This is a genomic window from Streptococcus himalayensis, assembly GCF_001708305.1.
Taxonomy (GTDB): domain Bacteria; phylum Bacillota; class Bacilli; order Lactobacillales; family Streptococcaceae; genus Streptococcus; species Streptococcus himalayensis.
Genome location: NZ_CP016953.1, coordinates 577,501 through 591,996, shown reverse-complemented (window position 1 = coordinate 591,996; position 14,496 = coordinate 577,501). Strand labels below are relative to the sequence as shown.

The window sequence follows — 14,496 nt, the reverse complement described above, 5'->3', positions numbered from 1 at the left end:
AGGAGAAAAAATGACAAAAATGATTGTGGGTCTAGGAAATCCTGGAGATAAATATGTGGAAACAAAGCACAATGTTGGATTTATGTTGGTTGACAAGATTGTAAAGAAATTAAATGGTAGTTTTACAACAGATAAAATTTTCCAAGCAGAGATTGCAACTATCTTTATGAATGGTGAAAAGATTTATTTTGTCAAACCAGTGACATTTATGAATGAATCTGGAAAGGCAGTTCACGCTCTGCTTTCTTACTATGGTCTGGACGTAGAAGATTTATTAGTGATTTATGATGATCTAGATATGGAGGTTGGCAAAATTCGTTTGCGAGCTAAAGGTTCAGCGGGCGGACACAATGGGATTAAGAGTATTATTAAACACATCGGAACTCAAGATTTCAAACGAATCAAAATTGGGATTGGTCGCCCTAAGCAAGGAATGACCGTTGTCCATCATGTACTTGGAAAATTTGATTCAGAAGATGTTATAACGATTTTACAGACCTTAGATAAGGTTGACAATTGTGTCAATGATTATTTACAAGATCCTCAATTTGAGAAGCTGATGCAACGCTACAATGGATAAACACATGAACATAGTAGATTTATTTCAACAAAATCAACAAATTAACGACTGGAAAAGGAATTTACAGACTGCCAGTCGTCAATTGATTTTAGGTCTTGCTTCCTCTACCAAAGCGATTACGATGGCAGCGAGTTTGGATGAAAATGATAAACTATTGGTCTTAACGTCAACTCAAAATGAAGCGGAACGCTTGGTCAGTGATTTGCTTAGTTTATTAGGGGAAGAATTTGTCTATCCTTTCTTAGCCGATGATACTCCTTTAGCAGAGTTTGTTTTCTCCTCAAAAGAAAAACAAGTTGCTCGTTTATCAGCTCTTCATTTTTTGCAAGATTCTCAAAAGAAAGGAATCCTAGTTACCAATTTATCAGCCAGTCGTCTTTTGCTTCCAAATCCGAAGCGTTTGCAGGAATTTCTTTTATCCCTTGAAGTGGGATTAGAATTTTCTGTTGACACTATTGTCAATCAATTATCCTGTATGGGTTACAATCGTGTCAATCAAGTGTTGAGTCAGGGTGAATTTAGTTTACGAGGAGATATTCTTGATATTTTTGAACTGGAAGAAGAGTATCCTTATCGTATTGAATTTTTTGGTGATGAGATTGATGGAATTAGACGATTTGATGCTGATAGTCAGCGTTCTTTGGAGAATATCGATAGGATTATAATTCATCCGATGACGGAGTTGTTGTTAGGTGAAGACGATTACCAGAGGGGAAGCGAAAGACTGGAAAAAGAGCTGAGTAAGCAGGTGGATCCAACTTTAAAATCCTATTTAGAAGAAGTTTTGACCAGTAGTCGTGATCGAAAACCACACGCAGATTTGAGAAAATTTCTCTCCTTCTTTTATGAAAAGCAGTGGACGATTCAAGATTATCTTCCTAAAAATGCTCCTGTTTTTTTAGATGATTTTCAAAAAATTATGGACCAACATGCTCGTTTTGAGTTGGAGGTTGCAAATTTATTGACAGAAGATTTACAAAAGAGTAGAGCCTTGTCAACTCAAATCTATTTTGCCAGTAATTATAAAGATTATCGGAACTATAAACCAGCAACTTTCTTTTCTAATTTTCATAAAGGATTAGGAAATCTGAAATTTGATACTCTATACCAGTTTAATCAATATCCCATGCAGGAATTTTTCAGTCAATTTTCTCTCCTAAAGGATGAGATTGCTAGGTATCGGAAGTCAGGCTATACTGTTATCCTGCAGGCAAGTTCTGATTCAAGTTTACAAAGTTTACAGCAGCATTTACAGGAGTATGCAATTGATCTTGATTATCTAAAAGAGGAGAATATTTATCGAGATGCTGTTCAGTTAATTGCTGGAAGTCTTGTTCAAGGATTTCAATTTGTTGATGAGAAGATTGTTCTGATTACAGAATTTGAGATATTTCAGAAGAAAATAAAACGTCGTGTTCGTCGACAACAGATTTCAAATGCAGAGAGACTAAAAGATTATAACGAACTGGAAAAAGGAGATTATGTCGTTCATCAAGTCCATGGAATTGGTCAGTATTTAGGAATTGAAACCATTGAAATCTCAGGAGTTCACCGTGATTATGTTAGCATTCAGTACCAAAATGCAGATCGGATTTCGATTCCTGTTGAGCAGATTAATACCTTATCCAAATATGTAGCAAGCGATGGGAAAGTTCCCAAAATCAATAAATTAAATGATGGGCGTTTCCAAAAAACTAAGCAAAAAGTTCGGATGCAGGTTGAGGATATTGCCGATGATTTGATTAAGTTGTATGCAGAGCGCAGTCAATTAGAGGGATTCCAATTTTCAAAAGATGACGATGCTCAATTAGCATTTGACAACGATTTTCCATACGTTGAAACGGAGGATCAGCTTCGTAGTGTTCAAGAGATCAAAAAGGACATGGAAAGTAGCAGTCCCATGGATCGGTTGTTGGTCGGAGATGTAGGATTTGGGAAGACCGAGGTGGCAATGAGAGCAGCTTTCAAAGCTGTCAATGATCATAAACAGGTGGCAATCTTGGTTCCTACGACAGTTTTGGCTCAGCAGCATTATTCAAATTTTAAGGAACGATTTGAAAATTTTGCGGTAAATGTGGATGTCTTGAGTCGCTTTCGAAGTAAGTCCGAGCAGAAAGAAACACTTGAAAAATTAAAAAAAGGCCAGGTCGATATTTTGATAGGAACCCATCGTCTGTTATCAAAAGATGTTGAATTTGCAGATTTAGGACTTATGATTATTGATGAAGAGCAGCGATTTGGGGTAAAACATAAGGAGAAATTGAAAGAGTTAAAAACCAAAATTGATGTTTTGACGCTAACGGCCACTCCTATTCCGCGTACACTGCATATGTCCATGTTGGGAATTCGTGATTTATCGGTGATTGAAACCCCTCCTACTAATCGATACCCAGTTCAGACTTATGTGTTAGAAACCAATCCAACGGTTATTCGGGATGCTGTTCTTCGTGAAATGGATCGTGGTGGACAAGTTTACTATCTTTACAACAAGGTTGACACAATTGAGCAAAAGGTTTCTGAGTTAAAAGAATTGATTCCAGAAGCCTCCATTGGTTATGTGCATGGGCAGATGACGGAAATTCGTTTGGAGAATACCCTCCTTGACTTTATCAATGGCGAATATGATATTTTAGTAACGACTACAATTATTGAAACAGGGGTGGATATTCCCAATGCTAATACTCTGTTTATCGAAAATGCAGATCACATGGGCTTGTCAACCTTGTATCAACTACGTGGTCGAGTTGGACGCAGCAATCGTATCGCTTATGCCTATCTCATGTATCGTCCTGATAAATCTCTGACCGAGGTTTCTGAAAAACGTCTCGAAGCAATCAAAGGGTTTACAGAATTAGGTTCTGGCTTTAAGATTGCCATGAGGGATTTGTCAATTCGCGGAGCTGGAAATATCCTTGGAAAATCTCAATCAGGATTTATTGATTCAGTCGGATTTGAAATGTATTCCCAATTACTGGAAGAGGCTATTTTGCGGAAGCAAGGGAAGGAAGAGAAGCGTCAGAAAAGTAATGCTGAGCTCTCTCTTCAAATCGATGCTTATTTGCCGAGTGAGTATATCTCTGATGAGCGTCAAAAAATCGAAATTTACAAACGTATTCGAGAGATTGACAATCGTGTAAACTATGAGCAACTCCAGGATGAGTTGATAGACCGCTTCGGAGACTACCCAGATGTTGTAGCTTACCTATTAGAAATTGGCTTACTCAAGTCATATTTTGATAAATCCTTTGTCCTCTTGGCAGATCGTAAGGATCATACGATTCGTATTCGCTTTGAAAAAATGGCCCAGCAATTCTTTTTGACTCAGGATTATTTTGAAGCCTTATCTCAGACGAATTTAAAGGCACGCATGGCAGAAGAAAAGGGGCTGTTGGAAATTATATTTGATGTGCGTGGTAAAAAGGAATATGAAATCCTTGAGAGTTTGCAGCAATTTGGTGAGCGTTTAGTCGCTATCAAGGAAAGTAAGTTTGACTAAGGTTACAATTTGGTAAAGTTTCCTTATTTTTCGTACAAGTTCCCTCAGATATGATAGAATAGTAGATTGAGGTATAGAATATGAGATTAGATAAATATTTAAAAGTATCCCGCATTATTAAACGTCGTCCAGTTGCTAAAGAGGTGGCCGATAAAGGCCGGATTAAGGTCAACGGCGTGTTGGCCAAATCTTCGACAGATTTGAAAATCAATGATGAAGTAGAAGTACGTTTTGGAAATAAACTCTTGACGGTGCGCGTCTTGGAGATGAAAGATAGCACCAAAAAAGAAGATGCAGCAAACATGTATGAAATCATCAGCGAAACAAGGATAGAAATCGATGCCTAAGAATATTGTGCAGCTCAATAACCAATATATCAAAGATGAACACCAGCATCGAAGATACTTGGCTGAGGAGCGGAAGAGAAAAAATCGTTTTATGGGCTGGATTCTGATTTTGGTGATGCTGCTATTTATTCTGCCGATGTATAATTTGGTGGAGAGCTACCAGACTCTTTTAGATAGAAGAGAACAGCTAGTTCAGTTGCAAGATGAGTTTGAAGAATTAAGTAAACAAAAGGATGAGGTGAGAGAGTTGGCTGATCGGTTGAAAGATGATGATTACGCAGCCAAGTATGCCAGAGCCAAGTATTATTACTCCAAAGAGGGAGAAACACTTTATACGATTCCTGGCTTATTACCACAATGATTATGGAAGATATTTTAAAAACAGTTGAAACATTTTTATCCTACTCAGATGAAAAATTAGAAGAATTATCCCAAAAAAATCAAGCTCTGAAAGAGCAGTTTGGTCATAAGGAAGGGGAAAAGGATGCGTAAGGTCTTGTTTTTACTTCTTTTACCTGCCCTTTTAACCAATGCGATTGTTGATAGTACGGAAAATGACGTTGAATTGACCGAAGAGGAAAAATATGAAATAACTCAGACACCTTACGGCTCCTATTTTACAGCTATTCCGCAGAATCCGAATGTTTACAAGGAAACGATGACCTTTGAGACTGAGGATTTGGAGAAGGTTGCAGGTTCTGTCAAACCAAATCTTCCTCTTGCTATTAAGGAATTAACGGTGAATCAAGCAGGAGTGCCGCTATTTCGCTTGGCAAATGGTCAGTACCTCCCTGCTGATAAACAGGTGGTTTATGAGGATTTGGTCTTGTCCATGGTTGATACAAAGCAGACTACTCTGTGGTTACAACCAGGTTTTACCGTCTATGAACAGGCTCGAATCAATGGTGTAAAAGAAGTCAAGACGGATTTGGAAGCCTATCGACCTGTTTTAGTGTCAAAATTTGCAGAGACCCCAAGTGGCACGTATGCGTATGTTGCCAATAAAGGCTGGATTTCCCAAGAATTTTTATCGGAAACAGATAATCGGATGGATAAGGTCCAAGAAATTCTTTCAAAACATCATAACCAAGAACAGTATAGTATTTATGTCAAGCAGTTGGAGACGGGGAAAACAGCCGGCATTCATCCAGATAAGCAAATGTACTCGGCCAGTGTCATGAAGTTGCCCCTTTTATACTATACGCAGGAAAAACTTAATCAAGGAGAGTATCAATTAGCAACGCCCTTGAAATATATCGAAGCGGTCAATGATTATAAAGGAGCTTATGATACTGCAGGAAGTGGTAGTATTTCCAAAACTGCAGATAATCAAGAATACAGCATCGAGGATTTAATCAACCGAATTGCCAAAGAATCTGATAATGCAGCAACCAATATTTTGGGTTATTACGTTACCAATCAGTCTGAAAAATCTTATCGTGAGAAAATCAATCAGATTTCTGGAAATGTCTGGGATGTGGAAGAACGGGAGGCTTCATCGAAAATGGCTGGAAATATGATGGAGGCTATTTACCATCAAAATGGAAGAATTATCGACATCTTGTCGCAGACGAATTTTGATGACCAGAGAATTTCAAAAGATATTCCAGTCAAAGTCAGTCATAAAATTGGGGATGCAGACGATTTTCGTCATGATGTAGCGATTGTCTATGCAGACTCTCCATTTATCTTGGCGATTTTTACAGAGCATTCGGACTATGAAACCATCACGAAAATTGCCAATGATGTTTATGGAGTTCTCAAATAATGGAAAAAAAAATCCTAGCAAGTATCCAAAAAAAGGGGTATTTTAAAGACCACAGACGTGTGTTAGTAGCTTTATCGGGAGGGTTAGATTCAATGACCCTATTTGAAATACTCTACCGTCATCAAAGAGAACTAGATATTGAAGTTCTGGTAGCTCATGTAAATCATAAACAGCGACCAGAGTCAGATACAGAAGAACGTTTGCTAAAAGCGAAAATGGAAAAACTTGGTGTAGAAATGGCTACATCAAGTTTTTCAGGAGTCTTTTCCGAGGAAAGAGCACGAAAATTTCGTTACGATTTTTTCAAAACAGTCATGGAAGAAAAACATTGTACAGCCTTAGTTACGGCTCATCATCAGGATGATCAAGCTGAGACCATCTTTATGCGTTTATTACGTGGCAGTCGTTTACGACACTTGATGGGCATTCCAGAACGACAAGTTTTTGGTCAAGGGGAGTTGATTCGTCCCCTTCTTTCCTTTAGGAAATCAGATTTTCCTGAAATAGAGCATTTCGTAGATAAAACGAATGCCGAAAATCACTATTTAAGAAATCGGATCCGTAATCTTTATTTGCCTGCTTTGGAAAGGGAAAATCTGCAAGTAAGTCAACATTTGGTGGATCTCTCAGACGAAGTATCTAACATTTATCAATCACTTAGCTACTTTATACGAGAGATTGACCTCACTAGTGTACCCACATTTCAATCCTACCCAGATTTTATCCAAACCATTTTATTACAGGAGTATCTGGCTAATTTTCCAGATGTAGCAATTTCAAAAGCACAATTTAAAGAAATTCTTCATATTTTGCAAAAATCGGGAAATTATCGTCATCATGTAAAGAATGATTATGTTCTCATCAAAGATTATGCGACATTTCGATTAGAGAAAATCAGTCTAAGGGCGGATGAAAACGCAGGTTCCTTTTTGTTAGAATATGGAAATACTTTGGAATATGGAGGATACCTCTTTTCATTTGGGAAACCGTTAGCTACTAGAGCTTCTTGGGAAATACTGGTTTCGCGTGAAACACCTCTTTTACTTCGTCATCGAAAAGCAGGGGATTACTTGCTGTATCGTGGGCATCGAAAAAAAGTGCGCCGTCTTTTTATTGATAAAAAACTATCGTTAAAAGAAAGAGAAGAAGCCATTATTGTCGAACAAGCCAAGGAAATCCGAACTATTGTGGGAATAGCAGTCAGCGATTTGAGTCAAAGGGGAAAAAGTGATATAATAAACGGGAAACTTTATATCCAAAAAATAGAATAGGTAGAAACATGTTAGAACAAAATATCAAAAAAGTGTTAGTATCACACGATGAGATTGTTGTAGCTGCTCAACAGCTAGGAGCTCAATTGACAGCAGAGTACGAAGGGAAAAATCCCATCTTGGTCGGAATCTTAAAAGGTTCGATTCCTTTTATGGCAGAGTTGATTAAGCACATTGACACGCATATTGAACTAGATTTTATGCTGGTATCTAGCTACCACGGTGGCACTGCTAGCAGTGGAGTTATCAATATTATCAAAGACTTGGATAAGGACGTCGAAGGTCGTCATATTTTATTTGTAGAAGACATCATTGACACAGGTCAAACGCTAAAAACCCTTCGTGATATGTTTATCGAACGTAAAGCAGCTTCTGTTAAGATTGCTACTTTGTTAGATAAACCAGAAGGTCGTACGGTAGAAATCGAAGCAGACTATACTTGTTTTACCATTCCAAATGAATTTGTGGTAGGCTATGGCCTTGATTTTGATGAAAATTACCGAAATCTTCCTTACGTCGGTGTTCTAAAAGAAGAAGTATATTCCAATTAGAAAATAGGTAGTAAGAGTATATATGAATAAAAATAAACCAAGTGGATTTGTTAAAAATCCCTTTCTCTATATTTTAATCGTTGTCATTTTGGTGACAGGATTTCAGTATCTGACAGCTGGTTCTTCTGCTGGTCGCAGCCAACAAATCAACTATACCGAGTTGGTTAAGGAAATTCAAAATGGAAATGTAAAAGAATTAACTTATCAACCCAATGGTAGTGTCATTGAAATTTCGGGAACCTATAACAAGGAAAAGAAGGTTGAAGATACTACGGGAATTCAGTTTTTCACTCCTGCTGCAACGACAGTCAATCGTTTTACGAGCATTATTTTACCGTCTGATTTAACAGTTGCAGAATTACAAAAATTAGCTTCCGAAAAAGGGACGGCAGTGAGTACGAAACGTGAAAGTTCTAGCGGTTTGTGGATTCAAATCTTAACGACCCTTGTTCCATTTGCCATTTTCACTTTCTTCTTGTTTTCAATGATGAATCAAGGCGGCGGTGGTGCACGTGGTGCCATGAATTTTGGACGCAATAAGGCACGTGCAACCAATAAAGAAGACATCAAAGTTCGATTTTCAGATGTTGCTGGTGCAGAAGAAGAAAAACAAGAACTGGTTGAAGTAGTTGAATTTTTAAAAGATCCGAAACGCTTTACCAAGCTAGGTGCACGTATCCCAGCTGGTGTTCTACTTGAGGGCCCTCCGGGAACAGGTAAAACCCTTCTTGCAAAAGCAGTGGCTGGTGAGGCCGGTGTTCCATTCTTTAGCATTTCAGGTTCTGATTTTGTAGAGATGTTCGTCGGAGTTGGTGCTAGCCGTGTCCGTTCGCTCTTTGAAGATGCCAAAAAAGCTGCTCCAGCAATCATCTTTATTGATGAAATTGATGCCGTAGGACGTCAACGTGGAGTTGGACTCGGTGGTGGAAATGATGAGCGTGAGCAAACCCTCAATCAATTATTGATTGAAATGGATGGGTTTGAAGGAAATGAAGGCATTATCGTTGTTGCGGCGACTAACCGTAGTGATGTACTTGATCCTGCTCTTCTTCGTCCAGGTCGTTTTGACCGCAAAGTTTTAGTTGGTCGCCCGGATGTCAAAGGGCGTGAAGCAATTCTTCGTGTTCATGCGAAAAATAAACCATTGGCGGACGATGTTGATTTGAAATTGGTAGCTCAACAAACTCCAGGATTTGTGGGAGCTGATTTGGAAAATGTCTTGAACGAAGCTGCTCTTGTAGCTGCTCGTCGAAATAAAAAAGTCATTGATGCTGATGATATTGATGAAGCAGAAGATCGTGTCATTGCTGGTCCATCTAAGAAAGATAAAACTGTTTCAGAGAGAGAGCGTCAAATTGTAGCTTATCACGAAGCTGGACATACAATTGTAGGACTTGTCTTGTCAAATGCACGTGTTGTCCATAAAGTAACCATTGTTCCTCGTGGCCGTGCAGGCGGGTATATGATTGCTCTTCCAAAAGAAGATCAAATGCTCCTTTCAAAGGAAGATATGAAAGAGCAATTGGCAGGATTGATGGGTGGACGTGTTGCTGAAGAAATCATCTTCAATGTTCAGACCACTGGAGCTTCGAATGACTTTGAACAAGCTACCCAAATGGCGCGTGCCATGATTACAGAATATGGCATGAGCGAAAAACTTGGTCCAGTTCAGTACGAAGGAAATCATGCCATGTTTGGTGCAGCTAGCCCGCAAAAAACCATTTCAGAACGAACGGCTTATGAAATTGATGAAGAAGTTCGAAACCTATTGAATGAAGCTCGCAATAAAGCTGCGGAAATTATTCAATCAAATCGTGAAACCCATAAATTGATTGCAGAGGCTCTCCTCAAATATGAGACATTGGATAGCCACCAAATCAAATCTTTATATGAGCGAGGTGAAATGCCTGATTCAAATGATGAATCAGATATCCCTTCAGCTCTATCTTACGATGAAATCAAAACACAAATGGAGACGAAATAACAAAAGAAATTGGAGGCAATTTCTTCAAATTAGGGCTCTTTGTCAACTGTAGTGGGTAGATGTCAGCTAACACCTAGAGAGGACCAACTTGGTCTTCTCTTTTTTGATGTTTAAGGCAATCAAAATCCGCTTTTTGAAGTTTTCAAAGTTCCTGAAACCAAAGGCATTTCGTTTAATGACTTTGATAAGATTATTGGTAGCTTCCAATTTAGCGTTGGAATAAGGCAATTCCAAAGCGTTTAAAACCTTGTCCTTATCCTTTAGAAAGGTCTTAAATACCGTCTGGAAAATAGGGTTAACAGTGGCTCTTTCTTGCTCAATTAGGTCAAAGAAATGCTCTGAGTTCCTCTCTTGGAAATGGAATAAAAGAAGTTGATAGAGTTCATAATGTTGTCGTAACTCATCTGAGTAGGATAGGAGCTTGTCTAAGATTTCCTTATTGGTCAAATGCATGCGAAATGTAGGGCGGTAAAACCGCTTGTCACTGAGTTTTCGACTGTCCTGTTGTATCAATTTCCAGTAGCGTTTCAAGGCTCGATACTCAAGAGATTTTCTATCGAATTGATTCATGATTTGTATGCGGACACGGTTCATAGCACGGCTGAGATGTTGCACAATGTGGAAGCGATCAAGAACAATTTTAGCGTAAGGAAAAAGCTTCTTAGCGAGGGCATAATAGGGGCTAAACATGTCCATAGTGATGATTTTAACGCGGTTTCTGACCTGTCTAGGGTATCGTAGGAAGTGATTTCGGATGACCGCCTGCGTTCTTCCATCAAGGATAGCGATGATGTTATTTGTGTCAAAATCTTGAGCGATAAAGCTCATTTTCCCTTTCTTGAAGGCATACTCATCCCAGGACATGACTTCTGGAAGCTTAGCCCAATCCGTTTCAAACTTAAACTCATTGAGTTTTCGAATAACTGTAGATGTTGAAATGGAAAGTCTGTGTGCGATATGTGTCATTGCTTGCTTTTCGATGAGTAATTGTGCGATTTTCTGGTTGACAGCGACAGAGATTTGATGGTTCTTCTTAACAATAGGAGTTTCAGCGACCGCTATTTTCCCACATTCCTTGCACTTGAAACGACGCTTTCGAAGGCGGATAAGTAGCGGGTAGCCAGCAGTTTCTAAGTAGGGGATTTTAGAGGCTTTCTGGAAGTCGTACTTAGCCATTTGTCCTTTGCAGGAAGGGCCATTTAGGGGCTGTGTAATCCAAGTGACCGTGGAGTTCTAAGTGTGTTCTCATGTCGCATTCATTAGTGATCGTGATATTTTTGTCTTTCATTTTGAGAAAATTTGTGATAAGATTTAGTTGTTCCATATGAGTCTTTCTAAATGATGGTTTTATCGCTTTTCATTATAGGTCATATGGGACTTTTTTTCTACACTGAAAAAGGCTCCATAATCTCTACAGTGGATTTACCCACTACAGATATTATAGAGCCATAATAGAACGCATAAAATCGGAATTTCTGACAACTCCGATTTTATGCGTTTTTTAAATAAAAATTCTAATTATATTATGACTTCGACAACACTCCCCCTTCAGACCTTATCCCCAATGAAAATCAAAATTAGCGATTTTGCGACTTTCTTAGATGTTTCCTACTTCTTTTTATCATTGTCCTTTTCATTTACTGAACAAGCATCCTATTTGATTGACTTAGCCCATTTCATAGTAAAAAATAAATTTTTATATAAGGTGGTGGCTATTTTTGAACTTACATGAGTATTAGACCATTTCTCTGAACTGCTCCAAACTGTGCCTGAAGTGTCTAACTTTGTCTACGTGCTTGTCATTAGGGGGAGTTTAAGAAACAGAAGAGGGCAAACCCCCTAAAGCGCTCCATAGGATGCTATACTGATTTCACAGAATAAGAAAGTGAGACAGAAAATGATGGAACAGTTTGAAGCTATGTATGCCAAAGTCAGAGGAATAGTCCTACGATGCCGAAAAGACTACTATGTCCAGTTGTGGGAACAAGAAGATTGGGAACAAGAAGGGATGCTCGTGTTGTATCAATTACTCAAGCAATACCCTGAGTTAGGGGAAGAGAAATTGTATGTTTACTATAAAACAAAGTTTCGCAACCATGTGCTAGATGTTATCCGCAAACAAGAAAGCCAAAAACGAAAATTAAACAGAATGGCCTATGAAGAAGTAAGCGAGATAGGACATAAGTTAACCCAAGGAGGATTACTACCAGATGATCAGTATCTATTACAGGCAGAGTTGACTCGGTATCGCTCCAGCCTCAGTCAAGCCTCTCAAGAAAGATACGATCGCCTCATAGCCGATGAACGCTTCAAGGGGCGCCGGGAACTCCTACGAGAGTTACGGGAGTACCTATCGGATTGGGAGTAGGTAGTAGAGATGAAAGGAGAAGAAATGAAAAGATACGACAAACACGCAGGGAGCTATTTAGGCTATTATTACAAAAGCGGCTTACATTTACGGATGGATTATAGAAGTTATCGATCCTATATTGAAAAGATTATTGAAATCAGTCTCCAAGAAGAAGAAAGGTAAGGGGGTGATAGGGAAGTTGTTTTAGAGGGGGAATTAGAATTAATGGAAGAAAAGAATGAAAAAAGTTCAAAAAAAAACAAAAAAAAAGAAAAAAAGTGTTGACAAAGGAATGGATAGGTGATATACTAAGATAGTTGTCGCGAGAGAGCGACAAAGACCTTTGAAAACTGAACAAGACGAACCAATGTGCAGGGCGACTGAGCGAAAGCTTAGTCAGTCAAACACAAGAAACAATAAATCTGTCGGTGGACAGAATGAGTGAAGAGCTCAAACTTTTAAATGAGAGTTTGATCCTGGCTCAGGACGAACGCTGGCGGCGTGCCTAATACATGCAAGTAGAACGCTGAAGCTTGGTGCTTGCACCGAGCGGAGGAGTTGCGAACGGGTGAGTAACGCGTAGGTAACCTGCCTGGTAGCGGGGGATAACTATTGGAAACGATAGCTAATACCGCATAATAGTGCTTACTGCATGGTAAGCATTTGAAAGATGCAATTGCATCACTACCAGATGGACCTGCGTTGTATTAGCTAGTTGGTGAGGTAAAGGCTCACCAAGGCGACGATACATAGCCGACCTGAGAGGGTGATCGGCCACACTGGGACTGAGACACGGCCCAGACTCCTACGGGAGGCAGCAGTAGGGAATCTTCGGCAATGGGGGCAACCCTGACCGAGCAACGCCGCGTGAGTGAAGAAGGTTTTCGGATCGTAAAGCTCTGTTGTAAGAGAAGAACAGCGATGGGAGTGGAAAATCCATTGTATGACGGTATCTTACCAGAAAGGGACGGCTAACTACGTGCCAGCAGCCGCGGTAATACGTAGGTCCCGAGCGTTGTCCGGATTTATTGGGCGTAAAGCGAGCGCAGGCGGTTAGATAAGTCTGAAGTTAAAGGCTGTGGCTTAACCATAGTACGCTTTGGAAACTGTTTAACTTGAGTGCAGAAGGGGAGAGTGGAATTCCATGTGTAGCGGTGAAATGCGTAGATATATGGAGGAACACCGGTGGCGAAAGCGGCTCTCTGGTCTGTAACTGACGCTGAGGCTCGAAAGCGTGGGGAGCGAACAGGATTAGATACCCTGGTAGTCCACGCCGTAAACGATGAGTGCTAGGTGTTGGGTCCTTTCCGGGACTCAGTGCCGCAGCTAACGCATTAAGCACTCCGCCTGGGGAGTACGACCGCAAGGTTGAAACTCAAAGGAATTGACGGGGGCCCGCACAAGCGGTGGAGCATGTGGTTTAATTCGAAGCAACGCGAAGAACCTTACCAGGTCTTGACATCCCTCTGACCGCTCTAGAGATAGAGTTTTCCTTCGGGACAGAGGTGACAGGTGGTGCATGGTTGTCGTCAGCTCGTGTCGTGAGATGTTGGGTTAAGTCCCGCAACGAGCGCAACCCTTATTGTTAGTTGCCATCATTTAGTTGGGCACTCTAGCGAGACTGCCGGTAATAAACCGGAGGAAGGTGGGGATGACGTCAAATCATCATGCCCCTTATGACCTGGGCTACACACGTGCTACAATGGCTGGTACAACGAGTCGCAAGTCGGTGACGGCAAGCTAATCTCTTAAAGCCAGTCTCAGTTCGGATTGTAGGCTGCAACTCGCCTACATGAAGTCGGAATCGCTAGTAATCGCGGATCAGCACGCCGCGGTGAATACGTTCCCGGGCCTTGTACACACCGCCCGTCACACCACGAGAGTTTGTAACACCCGAAGTCGGTGAGGTAACCGTAAGGAGCCAGCCGCCTAAGGTGGGATAGATGATTGGGGTGAAGTCGTAACAAGGTAGCCGTATCGGAAGGTGCGGCTGGATCACCTCCTTTCTAAGGAAAAGGAACTGCATATTGGTCGTCATGTTTAGTTTTGAGAGGTCTTGTGGGGCCTTAGCTCAGCTGGGAGAGCGCCTGCTTTGCACGCAGGAGGTCAGCGGTTCGATCCCGCTAGGCTCCATACAACTGGAGACAGT

At 40.3% G+C, this 14,496-nt stretch carries 12 protein-coding genes, 1 tRNA gene and 1 rRNA gene; 13 read left to right on the top strand and 1 reads right to left on the bottom strand.

The window, feature by feature from the left end; all coding sequences use genetic code 11:
* The first annotated feature begins 10 nt into the window (after positions 1-10).
* From pth to ftsH, 9 genes are all read left to right on the top strand, one after another.
* Positions 11-580 (top strand): aminoacyl-tRNA hydrolase, encoded by a 570-nt coding sequence (gene pth / locus BFM96_RS02935; RefSeq protein WP_068990070.1) that lies wholly within the window; start codon positions 11-13, stop codon positions 578-580.
* Entirely contained in the window at positions 573-4,076 is a 3,504-nt protein-coding gene (mfd, locus tag BFM96_RS02930; protein ID WP_068990068.1) for a transcription-repair coupling factor, read from the top strand. The genes pth and mfd overlap by 8 nt, the downstream gene beginning before the upstream one ends.
* A gap of 80 nt (positions 4,077-4,156) precedes the next feature.
* Positions 4,157-4,423 carry an RNA-binding S4 domain-containing protein gene (locus BFM96_RS02925; RefSeq protein ID WP_068990066.1) on the top strand — a complete coding sequence of 89 codons (267 nt, stop codon included), beginning with the start codon at positions 4,157-4,159 and terminating at the stop codon, positions 4,421-4,423.
* Positions 4,416-4,784, top strand: a complete 369-nt coding sequence (locus BFM96_RS02920; RefSeq protein ID WP_068990063.1) for an FtsB family cell division protein — start codon at positions 4,416-4,418, stop codon at positions 4,782-4,784. The genes BFM96_RS02925 and BFM96_RS02920 overlap by 8 nt, the downstream gene beginning before the upstream one ends.
* A gap of 2 nt (positions 4,785-4,786) precedes the next feature.
* On the top strand, positions 4,787-4,915 hold the full coding sequence (locus BFM96_RS02915) for an SP_0009 family protein (RefSeq protein ID WP_068994132.1): 129 nt from the start codon (positions 4,787-4,789) through the stop codon (positions 4,913-4,915).
* Positions 4,908-6,191 (top strand): serine hydrolase, encoded by a 1,284-nt coding sequence (locus BFM96_RS02910; protein WP_068990056.1) that lies wholly within the window; start codon positions 4,908-4,910, stop codon positions 6,189-6,191. The genes BFM96_RS02915 and BFM96_RS02910 overlap by 8 nt, the downstream gene beginning before the upstream one ends.
* On the top strand, positions 6,188-7,462 hold the full coding sequence (gene tilS / locus BFM96_RS02905; protein WP_068990053.1) for a tRNA lysidine(34) synthetase TilS: 1,275 nt from the start codon (positions 6,188-6,190) through the stop codon (positions 7,460-7,462). Before BFM96_RS02910 ends, tilS begins: the two co-directional genes overlap by 4 nt.
* A gap of 8 nt (positions 7,463-7,470) precedes the next feature.
* Positions 7,471-8,013, top strand: coding sequence for a hypoxanthine phosphoribosyltransferase (hpt, locus tag BFM96_RS02900; protein WP_068990050.1), 543 nt, complete (start codon positions 7,471-7,473; stop codon positions 8,011-8,013).
* Between the two features lie 22 nt (positions 8,014-8,035).
* On the top strand, positions 8,036-9,997 hold the full coding sequence (ftsH, locus tag BFM96_RS02895) for an ATP-dependent zinc metalloprotease FtsH (RefSeq protein ID WP_068990046.1): 1,962 nt from the start codon (positions 8,036-8,038) through the stop codon (positions 9,995-9,997).
* A 66-nt stretch (positions 9,998-10,063) separates the two neighbouring features.
* Here the strand turns inward: ftsH and BFM96_RS02890 are convergent.
* Positions 10,064-11,321 (bottom strand): ISL3 family transposase gene (locus BFM96_RS02890; protein ID WP_145939703.1). Its coding sequence is split into 2 segments (ribosomal slippage): positions 10,064-11,191 and positions 11,193-11,321, totalling 1,257 coding nucleotides; the frame shifts between segments, so codons are not numbered across the junction.
* Positions 11,322-11,894: 573 nt separating this feature from the next.
* Here BFM96_RS02890 and BFM96_RS02880 point away from each other — a divergent pair.
* The 4 genes from BFM96_RS02880 to BFM96_RS02870 all read left to right on the top strand — a co-directional run bounded on the left by BFM96_RS02880 (position 11,895) and on the right by BFM96_RS02870 (position 14,480).
* The gene (locus tag BFM96_RS02880; protein ID WP_223245866.1) at positions 11,895-12,365 is read left to right on the top strand and encodes a sigma-70 RNA polymerase sigma factor region 4 domain-containing protein; all 471 of its coding nucleotides are present in this window, start codon (positions 11,895-11,897) and stop codon (positions 12,363-12,365) included.
* Positions 12,366-12,389: 24 nt separating this feature from the next.
* Entirely contained in the window at positions 12,390-12,530 is a 141-nt protein-coding gene (locus BFM96_RS11200; protein WP_188595337.1) for a hypothetical protein, read from the top strand.
* A gap of 275 nt (positions 12,531-12,805) precedes the next feature.
* Positions 12,806-14,353 (top strand): 16S ribosomal RNA (locus BFM96_RS02875).
* A gap of 54 nt (positions 14,354-14,407) precedes the next feature.
* Positions 14,408-14,480 (top strand) — tRNA-Ala (locus tag BFM96_RS02870).
* Positions 14,481-14,496 lie beyond the last annotated feature (16 nt).